The organism is Facklamia hominis CCUG 36813 (assembly GCF_000301035.1).
GTDB lineage: Bacteria > Bacillota > Bacilli > Lactobacillales > Aerococcaceae > Facklamia > Facklamia hominis.
In genome coordinates, this window is the sequence record NZ_JH932292.1 from 774,955 (window position 1) to 790,004 (window position 15,050).

Annotated in this window: 27 protein-coding genes, 1 tRNA gene and 1 pseudogene; all 29 read right to left on the bottom strand. The window is 39.8% G+C overall.

What is annotated here, in order from left to right; genetic code table 11:
* Window positions 1–10: 10 nt before the first annotated feature.
* On the bottom strand, window positions 11–391 hold the full coding sequence (locus HMPREF9706_RS03360; RefSeq protein ID WP_006907971.1) for a DUF3168 domain-containing protein: 381 nt from the start codon (window positions 389–391) through the stop codon (window positions 11–13).
* A complete protein-coding gene (locus HMPREF9706_RS03365) occupies window positions 388–732 on the bottom strand; it encodes an HK97-gp10 family putative phage morphogenesis protein (RefSeq protein WP_006907972.1) in 345 nt (114 codons plus the stop codon). The genes HMPREF9706_RS03360 and HMPREF9706_RS03365 overlap by 4 nt, the downstream gene beginning before the upstream one ends.
* Window positions 729–1,034, bottom strand: a complete 306-nt coding sequence (locus tag HMPREF9706_RS03370; RefSeq protein ID WP_006907973.1) for a hypothetical protein — start codon at window positions 1,032–1,034, stop codon at window positions 729–731. The genes HMPREF9706_RS03365 and HMPREF9706_RS03370 overlap by 4 nt, the downstream gene beginning before the upstream one ends.
* Entirely contained in the window at window positions 1,031–1,360 is a 330-nt protein-coding gene (locus HMPREF9706_RS03375) for a phage head-tail connector protein (RefSeq protein ID WP_006907974.1), read from the bottom strand. The genes HMPREF9706_RS03370 and HMPREF9706_RS03375 overlap by 4 nt, the downstream gene beginning before the upstream one ends.
* Window positions 1,361–1,362: 2 nt before the next feature.
* Window positions 1,363–1,635, bottom strand: coding sequence for a hypothetical protein (locus HMPREF9706_RS03380; RefSeq protein ID WP_006907975.1), 273 nt, complete (start codon window positions 1,633–1,635; stop codon window positions 1,363–1,365).
* 13 nt (window positions 1,636–1,648) lie between these two features.
* Entirely contained in the window at window positions 1,649–2,695 is a 1,047-nt protein-coding gene (locus HMPREF9706_RS03385; protein ID WP_006907976.1) for a major capsid protein, read from the bottom strand.
* Window positions 2,696–2,706: 11 nt separating this feature from the next.
* Window positions 2,707–3,063: a hypothetical protein gene (locus HMPREF9706_RS03390; RefSeq protein ID WP_006907977.1), complete on the bottom strand. Its 357-nt coding sequence runs from the start codon at window positions 3,061–3,063 to the stop codon at window positions 2,707–2,709.
* Between the two features lie 15 nt (window positions 3,064–3,078).
* Window positions 3,079–3,696 carry a capsid assembly scaffolding protein Gp46 family protein gene (locus HMPREF9706_RS03395; RefSeq protein ID WP_006907978.1) on the bottom strand — a complete coding sequence of 206 codons (618 nt, stop codon included), beginning with the start codon at window positions 3,694–3,696 and terminating at the stop codon, window positions 3,079–3,081.
* A 288-nt stretch (window positions 3,697–3,984) separates the two neighbouring features.
* On the bottom strand, window positions 3,985–4,176 hold the full coding sequence (locus HMPREF9706_RS03400) for a hypothetical protein (protein WP_006907979.1): 192 nt from the start codon (window positions 4,174–4,176) through the stop codon (window positions 3,985–3,987).
* Between the two features lie 48 nt (window positions 4,177–4,224).
* Entirely contained in the window at window positions 4,225–4,521 is a 297-nt protein-coding gene (locus HMPREF9706_RS03405) for an ImmA/IrrE family metallo-endopeptidase (protein ID WP_006907980.1), read from the bottom strand.
* A gap of 24 nt (window positions 4,522–4,545) precedes the next feature.
* Window positions 4,546–4,617 (bottom strand) — tRNA-Trp (locus HMPREF9706_RS03410).
* 44 nt (window positions 4,618–4,661) lie between these two features.
* The gene (locus HMPREF9706_RS09350; RefSeq protein WP_269208126.1) at window positions 4,662–4,787 is read right to left on the bottom strand and encodes a hypothetical protein; all 126 of its coding nucleotides are present in this window, start codon (window positions 4,785–4,787) and stop codon (window positions 4,662–4,664) included.
* A 14-nt stretch (window positions 4,788–4,801) separates the two neighbouring features.
* The gene (locus HMPREF9706_RS03415; protein WP_006907981.1) at window positions 4,802–5,008 is read right to left on the bottom strand and encodes a hypothetical protein; all 207 of its coding nucleotides are present in this window, start codon (window positions 5,006–5,008) and stop codon (window positions 4,802–4,804) included.
* A 4-nt stretch (window positions 5,009–5,012) separates the two neighbouring features.
* Complete coding sequence (locus HMPREF9706_RS08840; protein ID WP_081580741.1) at window positions 5,013–6,539, bottom strand: minor capsid protein; 1,527 nt, start codon at window positions 6,537–6,539, stop codon at window positions 5,013–5,015.
* Window positions 6,457–7,935, bottom strand: coding sequence for a phage portal protein (locus HMPREF9706_RS03425; RefSeq protein WP_006907983.1), 1,479 nt, complete (start codon window positions 7,933–7,935; stop codon window positions 6,457–6,459). Before HMPREF9706_RS03425 ends, HMPREF9706_RS08840 begins: the two co-directional genes overlap by 83 nt.
* A gap of 4 nt (window positions 7,936–7,939) precedes the next feature.
* A complete protein-coding gene (locus tag HMPREF9706_RS03430; protein WP_006907984.1) occupies window positions 7,940–9,190 on the bottom strand; it encodes a PBSX family phage terminase large subunit in 1,251 nt (416 codons plus the stop codon).
* Window positions 9,180–9,599, bottom strand: a complete 420-nt coding sequence (locus HMPREF9706_RS03435; RefSeq protein ID WP_006907986.1) for a hypothetical protein — start codon at window positions 9,597–9,599, stop codon at window positions 9,180–9,182. The genes HMPREF9706_RS03430 and HMPREF9706_RS03435 overlap by 11 nt, the downstream gene beginning before the upstream one ends.
* A pseudogene (locus HMPREF9706_RS09425) lies at window positions 9,595–9,681 on the bottom strand (terminase small subunit); the annotation flags it as partial. The pseudogene HMPREF9706_RS09425 and the gene HMPREF9706_RS03435, both read right to left, overlap by 5 nt.
* Before the next feature lie 69 nt (window positions 9,682–9,750).
* Window positions 9,751–10,149: a type II toxin-antitoxin system HicB family antitoxin gene (locus tag HMPREF9706_RS03445; protein ID WP_006907988.1), complete on the bottom strand. Its 399-nt coding sequence runs from the start codon at window positions 10,147–10,149 to the stop codon at window positions 9,751–9,753.
* 49 nt (window positions 10,150–10,198) lie between these two features.
* Window positions 10,199–10,384: a type II toxin-antitoxin system HicA family toxin gene (locus HMPREF9706_RS03450; RefSeq protein ID WP_006907989.1), complete on the bottom strand. Its 186-nt coding sequence runs from the start codon at window positions 10,382–10,384 to the stop codon at window positions 10,199–10,201.
* A 270-nt stretch (window positions 10,385–10,654) separates the two neighbouring features.
* Window positions 10,655–11,077 (bottom strand): RinA family phage transcriptional regulator, encoded by a 423-nt coding sequence (locus tag HMPREF9706_RS03455; protein ID WP_006907990.1) that lies wholly within the window; start codon window positions 11,075–11,077, stop codon window positions 10,655–10,657.
* Between the two features lie 4 nt (window positions 11,078–11,081).
* Window positions 11,082–11,468 carry a nucleotide modification associated domain-containing protein gene (locus tag HMPREF9706_RS08845; protein WP_051009492.1) on the bottom strand — a complete coding sequence of 129 codons (387 nt, stop codon included), beginning with the start codon at window positions 11,466–11,468 and terminating at the stop codon, window positions 11,082–11,084.
* Window positions 11,465–11,719: a hypothetical protein gene (locus HMPREF9706_RS03465; RefSeq protein WP_006907992.1), complete on the bottom strand. Its 255-nt coding sequence runs from the start codon at window positions 11,717–11,719 to the stop codon at window positions 11,465–11,467. The genes HMPREF9706_RS08845 and HMPREF9706_RS03465 overlap by 4 nt, the downstream gene beginning before the upstream one ends.
* Window positions 11,703–11,939 carry a hypothetical protein gene (locus tag HMPREF9706_RS03470; protein ID WP_006907993.1) on the bottom strand — a complete coding sequence of 79 codons (237 nt, stop codon included), beginning with the start codon at window positions 11,937–11,939 and terminating at the stop codon, window positions 11,703–11,705. Before HMPREF9706_RS03470 ends, HMPREF9706_RS03465 begins: the two co-directional genes overlap by 17 nt.
* 2 nt (window positions 11,940–11,941) lie before the next feature.
* Window positions 11,942–12,457: a hypothetical protein gene (locus tag HMPREF9706_RS03475; protein WP_006907994.1), complete on the bottom strand. Its 516-nt coding sequence runs from the start codon at window positions 12,455–12,457 to the stop codon at window positions 11,942–11,944.
* Window positions 12,458–12,744: 287 nt separating this feature from the next.
* A complete protein-coding gene (locus HMPREF9706_RS03485) occupies window positions 12,745–13,209 on the bottom strand; it encodes a hypothetical protein (protein ID WP_006907996.1) in 465 nt (154 codons plus the stop codon).
* Window positions 13,206–13,448: a hypothetical protein gene (locus HMPREF9706_RS03490; RefSeq protein ID WP_006907997.1), complete on the bottom strand. Its 243-nt coding sequence runs from the start codon at window positions 13,446–13,448 to the stop codon at window positions 13,206–13,208. The genes HMPREF9706_RS03485 and HMPREF9706_RS03490 overlap by 4 nt, the downstream gene beginning before the upstream one ends.
* Window positions 13,448–14,791, bottom strand: coding sequence for a DEAD/DEAH box helicase (locus HMPREF9706_RS03495; RefSeq protein ID WP_006907998.1), 1,344 nt, complete (start codon window positions 14,789–14,791; stop codon window positions 13,448–13,450). Before HMPREF9706_RS03495 ends, HMPREF9706_RS03490 begins: the two co-directional genes overlap by 1 nt.
* Window positions 14,769–15,047, bottom strand: coding sequence for a VRR-NUC domain-containing protein (locus HMPREF9706_RS03500; protein ID WP_006907999.1), 279 nt, complete (start codon window positions 15,045–15,047; stop codon window positions 14,769–14,771). The genes HMPREF9706_RS03495 and HMPREF9706_RS03500 overlap by 23 nt, the downstream gene beginning before the upstream one ends.
* Between the last annotated feature and the right edge of the window lie 3 nt (window positions 15,048–15,050).

Sequence of the window (15,050 nt, forward strand, 5' to 3'; positions counted from 1 at the left end):
TATTCGTTATTTATGCAAATTTAAATTCTAATTCCACAACTCCGTGCCATAAGCTTTTGCCGATTGAAGTGTCTTCTAACATTCTTGTTCCGCAACCGCTTGGCACTGCCATAAATCGGATTCCATCCGATTCGCTAATATTCATACAATTCAATAAAATTGCATTCATCATGTCACTTGCTAATCCTCGGTCATTCCCATCGCACCAAATACTGATGGTCATAAACACACGGCCAATCATTTTTGACTTAGTACCCCTTGGCGCTACTTGAACTTCTTCTAATACTACGAAGGGATAACTCTCGGCTAAATCTGGTAACGTGTCATATGTTTTATAACCGAGCGATGTCGAAACAATGAACACTTCGTCAAATAACAGTTGATCAATCATTGCACCAACCTCTTTAAATCCGATATAAATTTATTTTTTTGCGCATTAAATGATGGTTTGACGAACGGTTGTGCGGCCATCTTACGGGTTCCGTATTCTACGTACACTGAATAATGTGTGCCAGGCTTTACGGTAGCAGTCATATCTCCATTCGATAAATTCAACGTAATACTTCTTCTTGTCGCACCGGTTGAATAGCCTTTAACGAATACAGCGTTGCGCACCATACCCCGATTTAACTCTGCACCATTTGTCCGAACAACTTGTTTGATTTCTTCCATCTTGGCATTACGCATCAATTTAGCGCTAAGCTCCGTTCCACCTTTAAACGTGACTTTCATTGAACCAACTCCAAATACAACTCAAAACGGTTACGGTAATTTGTTTGTCGAATGACTTTATATAATTTTTTCCGATAAAAAACCTCGACATGATTCTGTCGAGGCTTTCCTAAGCAACGTGCTACAAGGATATTTTTATCGTAAGACCCGAAAATACCAACTGAGCTTTCGAGTGTGATCGGCGAAATGTGTGCAGATATCACTTGTCTTTCATCGGGTTGCTTTTCTTTCTTTCGAGTACGAGGGTTATAAACTTCCTCGCCTCGTTTGGTAATAACTTCAATACGTTTGTTGTATCTCATCGCCAGAACACACCGCCTTTCTGTCTTGTGTCTGGTGGCTTATACCGAGCAAGCAAGATGTCCTTGTACTCACTAAAATCATCCGAATTAAACACCTGCAACATATCCGCCTGGCGCTCTTGAAGCATCCCTTCATTCCCGATTCGGTTGTAACGCTTAACCATAACTTCCACAATCATAAAGTCGTGGTCAAGCGGGACGGCATCCGCTCCAGTTAACGCTTTATATAAAGCGATTGTGTTGTCTTGGATCTCTTCTAGCAGACTATCCTGTAATTTATCATCAATACAAAGTAGCGTTTTAACTCGGCGAATATAATCATTCACGGTTATTCCTCACTATTCATCAACGCGACCAATTCATCTTTGCTGGCATTACTTTTATACTTTACGCCCTGCTCGTCCAATCGTTCTTTGATCTCATCTTTAGTTAAGTCCACTTCCTCCATCGCAGTAGCTTGGTCAATATAACCTCCGCTTTTCAGTAGATTTATCCGCTCAGTTTTAAAGGTCTCAACCACACTATCTGCATGGGGGAACTCGTCCCCCACACGGTAATGGTGCTCGTCATATTGATCAATGAATTCCTTAGTTACAATCATCACTCATCCCCCCTTAGATACGAGATACTGAATTTGCTGTTACATCCAACATATACACCCGATTGATCTGTTCGAATGAAGGTAGCGCAACCATAGATACTTTAGTCTGAGTATTTACTGGATCATCGGTTGTTTTTGTGGTCACCGCAATACCTGTGTCAACAATAGATACATTCAGATTATTTCCTGATACTAAGTCAGATTCTTCAGGTGTTGTCCCAAAGACCGTTGATCCTAAAGCCATGTTAGGTGTCAATGTCACCTTTCCATCTGGGTAATACTTTTTCAAAACACCATCATCGTCCACAAAAGTTCGGTCATCAATCAATAACCGCAAACCATACTCGCTTAGCAAGTAGTCCTCCACCTCTGTACGCTTTGGAACATATCCTTCCTGAGCCGCCGCCAACACTTGCTTAGCTGTCTTAGGTGCCTTGCGTAATTGAACGAAAGTCACAGAGTTCATTACTAAGACTTCTGGTGTTGTTCCTAGCGCTTTTAGTGCCTCAACAGCAGTGTCTAAGTCCTGAACTGGGTTTGCCACAGGGTCGGTCCATGCAGTTTTTACCACACCTTTGTTTTCCTCGGCTACCCCATAATCCAACTCTTTAAACACGCCACCCGAGTTAATATAGATCACACCATAAGCCAAAAGTTGCATACGCATCGCCTCCAGACGAGCGTGAGCTCCTTTAACTAGGTCCATTTGATCATTGAAAATGGTTGTAGAAACAACATCAATCATCTCCTGATTATGCGTCTGTTCCAATAAATTTAGCATTTGACGATCTTCTTCTTTCACAAGGCGTGCTTCCTTGAAAAACGGCATCTTCTTGCTATCCATCTCGATGTTGATGCGATCACGTAAGGTTACCTTCGTATCGTAAGCTGAAGCTCTTAAAACAACAGGTTTCCCTTCCGCACCCTTAACATACGTCAATTCATCCCCAAGCTGCTTTTTGGCAGGGAAGTATTGTTCACCTACCATCGTCTCCCGAGGTAGTTCTGTGTAGTAACCCGCCACATTAGAAGCAGTAAATAAATCATGAATTAAAGCCATAGTGTCCCTCCTTAAATACCTTTGATAAACTTAATTTGCGGCAAAGCTTTGTCAATCGTATCAGCATAATCAATTACACGATCTGATCGGACGGTTCCTTGATAAACCATAGCGACCTCTTTATCTCCATCAGTCACATCTACATCATGTAGAATAATACCATCAGCCTCTTCTCCCGTTGATTTCTTCACCTTTTTGGTTCGGTCCTTAAATACCGATGCACCATCTCCGAAAACGACCGTTCCTGCAGGAAGGATCTTACGACCTTTTTCATCAACTGTTCCTGTAGTGGTCTTATCTACCGTGACCGTCAAAGCGGTATAAGGTAAGTTGTGCAAAATCTCTTTGCTTGTAAAATTTAATTTCATACTCTTTCTCCTCTTCTAAACTATCTTGCCACCAAACTGCTGTTTTGCTCTTTTAGCTAACGCAGCACCGGCATTCACTTTACTCCCTGATGCACTTCCTGTTTTAGCGCTAGGATGCATCAACTGCCGTTTGACCTGTTCGGACACTGCTGCACCAAACCGCTCAGCAAACAGCTTCACATTCGCTAGCGATTGTTCTGTATCGCCTTCTACCGCTAGCCACTCTGCGAATTCACCAGGCAATTCTTTGGCCAATAAGTCAGACTTCACATCGTTAACTAGCTTATCGTACTCAAACGCTGCTTTTTCAGCCTTAAAAGCTGCATACTCATCTTCGCGTTGTTTGCGCTCACGGTCCTTCTCAGACAGCTTCGCATAATCCTTTTCCTTGGCCAAAGCTTCTTCAACAGCTTTCTGGACGTCCTTTTCATACTGTTTTTCTGCTTCAGCTTTAGCTTTAGATTTTGCTTGAGCTACCAAACGATTAATATGTTCTTGTTGCTGTTCATCAAAATCTACTACGTTTGCATTTTCGCTATTTCCGTGACCTGAATCGTTACCGGTATTTCCGGAAGATTCAACTTTGTCTGCAAACATCTGTAAGTCTAGTTTTAGCTTGTCTTTCTTTGTCATAAAATACCTCCGTTTTTTAAGTGCCGTATGCACTAATTAATCCAGTTATAAAGTCCGTATGACTTAAACAGTTTAATGCCATGTTCAGGGCATAAAAAATAGCCGTGTTTCCACGACTTCGCACGATTATCTACCGATAATCATCTGTTTAATTGTTGATAAATTAATATTTACAATATTTTTCTACCGCAAATCTACCGATTCACTCACGATTATTTTCGTTTCAAAGCTCACAAGATCAGCGTTCTTCATCTTTTTTGCACGATTTTCACACGATTCACTCACGATTTACATATCGCTATACTTTTCCACCAATACAATAATTACGGCTATCACTGCCATCAAAGTCATTGAAATCCATATCGGGCTTAACACCCATAACCATGACCAATCGATGAACCCCATTAATTTTAATGCGATAAATAATAAACATAGCAATTCCATAAATCCTATTCTCGAATTGTTCTTTTCGTTTTTCATATCAACTCTCCTTTACTTAGCTCTTTGCTAGTCAAGATATATTTTGGATCACCTCCGAAGCCACGAAAAGTCATTATCTTTTAGTACCTGGTATAAAATTAAACCCAACCGATTGACCAAATCTTCCTCATCTTCGAGACCAGCTTCAAAAAACATTGCATGAGTCAGCTCATGTATCAACGTTTGATCTTGCCTGGTCTTATGAATTTTCTCATTGATTTCAATCAAGTTATCGCCCATCACGCACCAACCTAGTTGCTGGCCATTTTTGTCATCGCCTCTTGTATCAAGGTCTTTTAAAACGATTTGGTAATCAATTCCACCGACTTTAATTTTATCTAACAATGGTTCACCCCCTATAATTTATTACAGGGGCACAAGGAATCGAACCCTGATTTGTGGTTTTGGAGACCACCGTCTTAGCCTTTAGACCATGCCCCTTTAATTTAGGGTATAAAAATAGCACCCCTCGAATGAGTGAGTGCTTATTGTTTTGGTTTTCTTTCTTCATCCTTATCTTCTGTTTGATAATTCTTTCCCCATTCAGAAATACTTTTTTTGAATTCTTCCGGAGTCATCTCTGGACCATCTAGTATTAACGTCTTATCCAAATAATCACCCCATTTTACTTCTCCAATAATTCCTTCTTGCGATGAGGTTTTTCAAACTCCGCTATCACATCTTTTTCCTCTTGATCAGACAAGCCAATCATTCGCAAGCTCAATAGCTCTTGAATTGTCATTCGGCTTAATTCTTCAGGGGTGATTTGATGCACAATGATCCCCGCTTCTTCAAACGCTCTATTGATATCATCAACATTAAATTTAAGCACTTTATCACTTCCTCATTTTAAGGTGTACAATCAGTTGGTTTCCTTCTTGCTTCGCCCCTATTATATCATACTCGGAATCTCTGTGGATGATCATTTCACTTTCTAAAGTATTTTCAGTGACAAATGAATTTGCATTGGACGGAACATCAATAACACACTTCACAGGTCTAAACTGTTTAAATACATTATTTTCTTCTATCAAACTTACTGAAGTATAACCTTTTTCTCTAAATGAAAGCTTCTCATTGTTAAACAATTTAACAATTTCAGAAGTACTTATACTTTCTCCAGGAAAAAATTCACTATTCTGTTCTAAAATTGATTCAATTACCTTTCCATCAACATATCTAACCGTCCTTACATTCTTGGTTAAAGAATTATCTGAAATTACTTTATCGAGCACACGAATCGTTTCTTGACTCCGATCGGTTAATCGGTATGTTTGATTAGTTCTTAACGCATAGTTGATTTTAAAGCTATTGTTAGATTGAATGTAGCCAAAAGCTTTATCATAAATAATTTGCCTATCTTTTTGAGAAATCTTTCCTGATTGTTTTATAAGTTGCGTTAGATCTTTTCGATCAATGAATTCGAATTGATCCTCTTCATACTCCCTGAACATCTCTTCTAGCTTCTCACGCTCTTTATCAGCATCAGGCGCTGTGGTGCAATGACAGTGTGGGTGCATCGGTGGTGCATTAACACCAGGTTGCATATCAGTTGTCCTGAATGATTGACCTTTCATCGCTGCACAAACAGGACAAGCAGAAGGCTCGGGCGACCATACATAATACTGAAAGTCATTATTTAAGTAGACCTCTTTTTGAACCCCTGTCTGTACTCGACAAGATTCTGTAACGGCAAGTCGTCTGGCTTCATAAGCTCCCACATCAAAAACTTTTCTTAATTGGGGAACATACTCTAATGGACTCTTACCTCTTAAGGCGACATCTTCCACAATATTCATAACATGTCGCTGCAAAACGTTCTGCCGTTGCCAGATCCGATCACTCCAAGTCGCACATTGATAGCTCGTCTGGCTTAATGCTTTAATTGTTTGCTTCATTGTTTCAACATCAGGCACTGACATGCCCATGATTCCGGCTTGACGTTCATACTCCGCTAAGCCTTCTTTAAGAATATTGCGTTCGGTTAACGCCTCTTCTCGCGCTTGTAACTCAAGCATTGAAAGCTGAATACTTGCTTGTAATAGTTCATCTCGTCTTGCTCTTAAAGCGTAATTATACATTTTAAGCTCACGATTTGCTTTATCACTAAAATCCTTTGTTTGGACATATCGCTTAGCCTTATCCGCAAAAGCCTCTACATCATACTGGCTAACCCTTAAGCTTGCCTCTTGAGGACTTAAGCCTAAAGCATTGCCGTAGCGATGGTGATAATTCTCAAGCTCTTTAACGATCTCATTATGCGTGGTGGTGTATAAATCACTATAAACCGCCTGTAGACTCCGGTCCCTCTCTTGAAGAGACTTCATCTCCTGTTGCAGTCGTTTCTCCCAGTACATGCTCATGACGATCAACACCACCCATCTGCCTGCGCATAAAGTTCATATTGTCATCTCGCTCTTTGTCTACAGCTTTGAGTTCATCTTGCACGTTATCGACAAACGAAGCTTGTGCTAATAAGGTGGCCTGGCTAAACTTCGCACCCGCACTCGTCAAAGTTGCCACTTCTTCCATCACATTCGCAGGTAAATTAGGTGTAAAGATTACTTCTAAGTCTCCTGCTTGAGCCTCGTAGGTAAATGATCCATCCACTACTTTTGCTTGATTGAATAGCATCTCATAACGCCGCACCAATCCCTTACGGATCAATCGTTCTTTAATCGCTCGGTCTTGTTCTAGGCCAATGAGTTTATACTTCATCGCAATCCCAGATTGGTTGCCCCCAAACTGTTCATCCGTAGTGTCTGGCGTATAGGTGAAGGCATAAATATCTCGTCTTAACCGATCTTTATAGGCCTCCGTTCCAGCGACATCATATTGTGGATAAATATACTGAGCAGACAAGGTTGTTTGCTGCCCATCAGCCGTAAAACCGCTACGCAAGAAAAGCGCATTAGAATCACGGTCATAATGAACTTCCTCCGGATCAAAATCCCCTACCACTACCAATAGAGAATCATTCGTATCCGTCATGTGATTTGCCGTATCAGATTGAGCGTAGTCATATAGATCAATCAATGATAAGACTTTTTCATAGTCACCCACCCTAAATCGATTAGCGCTATATTCCACTAAGGGAACACCGCCGAATCTATGAGGCCGCTTTTTCGGTTCTTCTAATCGTTGGCTCCCCACATCCACTGGATCGAAATACCAAACTTCTTCTGGTAAGTAGACCACAATCGCATACTGTTCGATCCCATCGCGCATAACGGTTGGATACCTCACCCCAAATAACGGCTCCTGACGGACTGATTCATCATATACAACAAAAGACCACATTGGATTGCTGATAGCAATTTCAATCCGGTCTTCTTCGCTATAATTTAATAATTCATAAGCACGTCCATATTTTGATAAGTCTGTAACCACGTCAAGGTTGTGAGCATCAATGTACTGTTGCTGATTCCAAGATTCCAACCAAGCGTTTAGATCATCCTCTTCTGCGATGGATGTCTTAATTGGATTGCCGGCCAAATAAGACGTTCTAAAAGTGGTTATGTTCTCAGCAAAAGCGTGGCTAGCTCGATAATCCGCCTTATCCTCACCTTTACGTTTATCTCTATTTTCAATCCCGTCGTTATAACCTAAAAAGTAACGATTTAAACGTTCTAGTCTAGGAACTTGGTATTGCTGATGTTTTTTTATTAGCTCCAAAATTACATCGTAATCCTCTGGAATCGATGCCGTTCGAAATATCTCATTGGATGCCACTTGAGAAAACTCTTGTGTTTGTTTCAAATCATCACCTCAATTTCCTTAAAATCTTCATCTTTTCTTTCGTGTTATCTTGTTTAAATACTAGTTTCTGTAAAGCGTATCTCAGAGCATCCAAACAGTGGTTATAGCTATCAACGGGCTTGTTGATATACTCGCCTGTCTTTTTATCTTTAACCCAAGTGTAGTTATCCAGTTCAGTAATCGTATTAAAACACCGCTCATCCACAATGATGTCAAACTGCTGAATGAGTTGAATGCCTTGCAGAATACTTCCGGGCGGTTTCTTTGCAGCGACCACACGAGTGATTCCGTGTTGCCTTAATTCAGCAACGGACTTCTGTTCTGCCGAATCGGCAATGATTTGTTCTTTGGCATAACCTAAACTGTGAATTGCTCTCGCTATCTCATCGTTTAACATGCCTTTTTTAACGTATTCTTCCACGATGTATAGCTTTCGATTTGTCGTGTCTACTTTCGCATGAATAAACGCACTCGGATCGTTAAGATAGCCGAAATCGAGGCCGAAATAACTTGGTAGATGTCTGATTTTATCGCGATCAATCAATCGTTTTTCGTACTTTGGAAAAATCAACTTATCCAGCGTCGCAAACTCACCTAAAGCATAGATTTTGTAATAAGCAGGGTTGGTATTTGCTAAGTTCTCAATCGTATCAATCGTGTCTTGATCAAGAAATTTATTATCTTTATAGGACGTATGATAAACGACGGTCTTTTTAGGTTGCTGTTCAAAAAACATCTTATACACCCAGTTCACCTTGCTGACTGGGTTAAACATCAGATAAATCTGCCGTTCTTTGTGTTTCTTATCCCTCAAACGTAACGTCAACTGCGTATAGTCATCTAAGTTAAACTCACTCGCTTCTTCCATGACAATGTCAGAGATTCCCTTAATCGATTTGATCTTTTCAGGGTCATCCAATCCTTGAAATAAAAATAATGCTCCATTCGGAAGCGTAATCTCAAAACTGGAATTATTTACCTTACAAAAATCTAAAAGTTTCAAATCAGACAAGCACGACTTCACATCCGCAAAGATGGAGTTTTTAACAGTCGATCCGACCTTTCTTAGCCACAAGATCTTACGAGGGTATTCCCAAGGCTGTAGTGCCTTTAGCACAACTTTCTGCACCACGCCATGAGACTTTCCGCTCGAAGCACCCCCATAGTGAACTTCTGTAAACGTTGCATAATCGAATAAAATATCGTAAATGTTTTTATTGAATACGGCAGATGGATTAGGAATGTTAATCTTCATCGTAATCACCTACTGTAATTTCAACGTTGCGGTTGGTTTGTTCGACTTCTTGCTTATCTCGCCAATCATCAGGCTTACGATTCTTAAGCCAAAATATTTGCGCAGTTGTGTTTGGTTTGCTATAACGTCTGACTTCCACAACTTCTCCTGTGTTGGTCACTTGCTCTTCGTAGTAGTAATAACCAATTGCTGAATTATAAAGTGCATTTTCTACTTTTCGGTCAGGTACATCCTTGCCTTCTTTTAGGGAGGCCGATAAGTCCGGAAACCTCTTTTTCCACTCTTTAAAAGTTGAGTATGCTACACCACATTTTTCAATTGCTATTTCTTTATCTGTTAGTCCGTCTCTTGCCCAACCTTGAATACGAATCAGACCCTCTTCGGTTATCCACTCATCATATTTAGCCATCAAGGATCAACTCCTTCATTGCATTCCCACTGATGATGTACTCATCAGCGAATCGTTGTTGCTTCAATGTTAACTTACTCATTTTCCATCACCACCTTACTAAAATTGGGTATAAAAAAACCACCTCAAACGAGATGGCTTAATAAATACTTTATACGTGCAACTCACTTCTTAAAGCACTCTGCAACAATTGACTAAAATTAACTTGACGCTCTTTGCCTAACTCTACCAACCACTTAGGTAAAGTGACCATCTTATTGACGGATTTATTTTCTTCTCGCATTCTGACGATTCGAGTATCTACAGTGATTAATTGTATGAAATCATTGTCACTTTCTAAACGTTGACTAAGCTCTCTAGCTGAAGAACCTTTGGGGAATTCGTTCCCCTCATTCTCATACATCAACATAAAGATCTCTAACACCTCTTGAGCATTTAAAATCGCTTGATCGATTGAATCCGCCTCAGAGATAGCTCCTGGGATATCAGGAAAAGAAATAGTATAGATACCCCCCTCCTCATTCATCAAAGCATAATATGAGTATTTCATATGACCCCTCCTCATTTAACTAGAAGTTATGATATGACGCCCAGGTTGATTATTTCAACCCGGCGTCTTTCAATATTTTGTTCAGTGTTCCAGGTGCATAATCAGAACGACTAGGCTTAGGTACGGTTGTGACTCGTCCATCTGGATGTCGCCAAACTTCATGACTCCCTTTACCAAGTTCAGTTTTTTCGAAACCATTCTTAGATAAGAGTTTTACTAAGTCACGTTTGTTCATAACCTCTATCTCCTTTCTAATTCTATTATAACATATGTTATTTACATATACAATAGTTAAAAAGGATTTTATCATATTAAAAGACCACCCCGTCGTCAGGTGGTCTTCTTTTGATATATACGATTACATGATAGCTTTTTTAAAGTAAAAGGGTGCCAAAAAGAAAGGAGGATGCCAGCGCATGTAATCTTGGGACTGAGTAACCTCTTTGCGATTACTCCACACTATCATAATAGCAGATAAAGTGAGGCCTAAAGTCGCATCAGAGTATCATTTTAACCCCAACTCGTCAGCTATTAAGCTAATAAAGTTGTCTCGCCTTCTAATACACTGAGATCTCGATAGATGGACTTTATTAGCCACACCATCCCAGGTTACTAACCTAGGCTTTTTTAAATACCATAGAACGATGATTTCTTTTGATACGTCGTCCACAGAAGCTAGAGCCTTTTCTACCGCTTGCTTCTCAGCTTTTAAGACTTGGACTTTTCGATCTTCAACTAATCGACTGGCTTTGATTCTGGTAGGATCAGATATCGCATTCCCTCGTCCTCCCCCAACGTTGGTGTCGCAGTCTTTATGAGGATTTAGCAACTCTTGCTCTCTCAAGTAAATGTACTGCTCATAATCGTGATAAGACCTTAAGATCGATTCGATATATTTATAGGTTCCACTTCTAAGCTTTACAGTCAAACTATCAATCCCCCTCGTTGATGTATTGCGAATACCTAAGCTCTAATTCCTCGTTCTTGGGTTTTCGAAGGTTCTTAAACTTTCGAATGTTCTTAATTAACATCACACAATAGTTGGCGATATCTTGAAGATTGTCTTCAAGTGTTTCATCATCATCTGGATCAAATAGCACGATTTGAACACAACGCAACGTCTTCTCAAGAATTCTCGCTACCCCATTAGAAACGCCGAACAGCTGATGGGTTATGTTGAAAGAGTCACCGTATTTTTTATTTTTAATTTTGTAAGTCTGATACATTTCATCTAAGATCTTTTTAAAGTCATCATCATCTGAATCTTTAGCGTTAAGTAGCTTTTGAAGTATTTCATCAGAAAGTCCTGTCATTTTCACTGGCTCCCTCCTCCATCAAACCAAAAATCAATTATAAATCCTTCGCCAAGCTCATCAATAAAAAGTTCAGCATCTTTTATCGATCTAAAATAATTCGTCATTGGATACTGAATACTCCCACAAGGGGTTATGTCTAGCCGGTACCTTAGGTGATCATAAACGATCGTAAAGTTAAACTTACCTTTCTGATAGGGTGCAGTATACTTCGATAATGCTGTTTGCATCTTATTATCATCAATAGGATTCATCATCACTATCACCACCTCTCACGATTCCACAGATCAATCCTGCACTTACAATCAGATTCAAAGTCAAACACACACTCGCAGTCGCTGCAATAAGAATCTGTCTAGATAAACTTTCAGGCCAACTCGTGATAAATCGTATAACGATTGTAAAAGTTAAGTAGTTAGATACTAAAAGTATCGGTAAAAACACGATAAGTGACGTTAGTTTTTTGATTTGGTTCATAGTTAGTCCTCCACCCCAAACAAATACTTTTTGATCCGATTTTCTCCGACTTCTTCGACTGCTTTTTTAGCCATTTCTTCGCTTTCAAAATAAATATCGAAAGGGTGAAAGCAGAGAGTTGAATTCCAATAACCGATTGCTTTATCCCGATAATTATAATAAATTGCCCAATTATACTGGTTTGGAACAAAATTCTTACCATACTTCATCAACTCACGTCTGATACGGTTACATTCTTTATCAAATATTGCTTGTTCTTCGGTGGGGAAAATGTCTGTGTGATTAAATAAATTGTTGTCAAATTTATCATTGTCCCATTCAGCTTTATAAACATCTCCTCCAGCGCTAACCCGCCAATAATCCTCGCCCACATTCGGCTTCCAACGATTATCTGTTTCGTCCTCTGATCCGTACTCTTGTTTTAATTCTTCGATCTTCGCTTTAAGTTCTTCCAGTTGCTTTAGGTATTCATTTTTAACTTCTTCGATATTCACTTTTAAATCTTCCAATTTTGTCATGGTTAATCCTCCTTTTTATAAAAGTCCGATCTTTTGTTTATTCGCCATATCGATTAGTATCTCGATAGCTTCCCTTCGATCGCTATATCGACAATTGGGTCTAGTGTGTATTCTGGGGTCTCGATCTTCCCACTTTTGAATACCAAGATACGTCTCACTTAAAAATATAACTTCGCAGTTTCTTGAAACACACAAATAATACAAGCCAGATTTACCATAATCACCTTTGCATTTTTTAAAACGATATTGCTTGACGAGATCTTCAATAGGTACTTTAGGAATTATCATCATTCCTCCTCCACCCCAAAAAGATACTTTTTGATTCTTTTTCTGCCGATTTTTTCAATGGCTATTTTTGCTTCTTCTTCATTGTCAAAGTAACAATTACAATATTTACTTTGATGGTTATAATTATTATAAAAAAGTATGTCACCGTCATCTGCATCGAGAGCGATATAGCAATTATTTCTGCAATATTTAAACGGTCTTCCAAGCATTTCCAACTCATGGATCACTTTCAGTTTTTCGACCATAAACTCCGCTTCTTCTCTAGTTTTAAAGATATTGCCAAATGATAGGCGTTCTTTATCAATTTGATGATCGTCCCAAGAATCATTATTAATTCCGCCAGAAGAACCAATACAGTAATAGGTATCCCCGTCATCAAAAGGGGCTTTCTCTTTCTTGATCAGATCAGGAAAATTATCCTCGATAAGCTCCACAATTGCGTTGATTAGTTCTTTTTTATTCATCTCTCATAACCTCCAATTTTCCTCAACTTTTCTTTATATATTTCTTCTTGATCTTTTCTAAATGCCACTCGATAGATCATCGCTTCAAACCCCATTTCAAAGATGTCGCTATCAGCCTTCCGCTTCTGTGGTCTCAAGTAAGTCTTAAGTAACCACCGATTGAGATCAGCCCTGGTCTTTGCCCAGTGTTTGATTGTTTTTGAATTGCGATCGACGAGTGCGTATAAATACTTAGTCATTAGATTCCCCCTATCTCGGCTTTCAAGGCTTGTATTAATCGCTCTTGACCTTGGTCTTTATGCTTTAAGCTCTCCATAACCGCTTCATCTAAAGTGTCTTCAGCGATTAAATGATGAACAATGACTGGATGCTTTTGTCCTTGGCGGTCAAGACGTGCGTTAGCTTGTTGGTAGTATTCCAATGACCAAGTGAGGCTAAACCAGACGATGATATGACCGCCTTGTTGGAGGTTTAGTCCATGCCCTGCTGACTGAGGGTGTGCTAGAAGAATAGGGATCTCTCCTTTATTCCACTCTCGGATGTTTTCCCCTATTTCCTGAGCTTGCGGGAAACGTTTCTTCAATCGATCTAGCTCGTGCTTATATTGATAGAAGACCAGGATTGGCTCTCCTTGAGCTTCTTCCACAATCCGCTCTAAGGCTTCTAGCTTTTCTTCATGGATCGGAATAACTTTTCCACCCTCGTCGTAGACCGCCCCACTGGCTAACTGTAAGAGTTTGCCAGATAAAACGGCTGCATTCACTGCTACGATCTCTGAAGCGTCTACCTCTAGTAGAAAATCACGTTTCATTTGGTCATAGAGTTTTCGTTCTTTAGCTTCTAGATCAACCTTGACTAAGTTATCAATTCTTTTAGGAAGATTCAGAACGTCCTTAGCTTTCATAGACACTGCCAAATCTTCCAACTTTTGATAGATTTGTTGCTCGGCCCCTTCTTTCAGTCCGTACTTATAGACGATGTGCCCATTAGCATAAGCTGGATAAAAGTATTGATTACGATAGCTCGTGATCGTTCGTCCAAGCCTAGCTCCTTGATCCGCTAGATAAACTTGACTCCATAAGTCCATCAGGTTGTTAGGTGCTGGGGTCCCCGTTAGTCCGATAAACCGCTTGACTCTGCCCATAACTTTCCTTAAAGACTTGAAGCGTTTAGACTGGCTCGACTTAAAGCTAGATAGCTCGTCAATGACTACGAAGTCAAACGGCCAACACCCTCGGTATAAATCAACAAGCCAGGTGACATTCTCTCGGTTGATTAAGTAGATATCCGCCTTTTTATTCAAAGCGTTCATTCGATCTCGCTCGCTGCCTAGAACTTTAGAATAGGTTAAGTTCAGATCAAACTTATCAATCTCATCTCCCCAGGTATATTTAGCTACTTTAAGCGGGGCGATCACCAAGACTTTATAAGACTGTTCAAAGAGATTCTTCAAGGTATCAATCGCGGTTAAAGTGATCAAAGTCTTACCTAGCCCCATGTCTAAAAGAAGTAGGCTAGACGGATGATCCAAGATAAAGTTGTAGCAGTATTTTTGATAGTCATGTAAGATAACGCTCGACAAACGTTAACACCTCCTCTTGATTCTTCAAGACGTGGATCTTTAATCCCAAGTCTTCAAATTTTTTCTGCCACCGTTTTTGTTGCGGAGAAAGTCTTCCACCTTTAGGTCGTTTCAATTCAACGAAGAAGATTCCTCTTGGTGAAAGAATAATCCGATCAGGCACCCCTCGAGTACCCGGGGAGACAAATTTCAAACAATAGCCTCCCGACTGCTCTACTAAAATTTTTAAATAATTTTCAACATGCTTTTCTAACAAGTC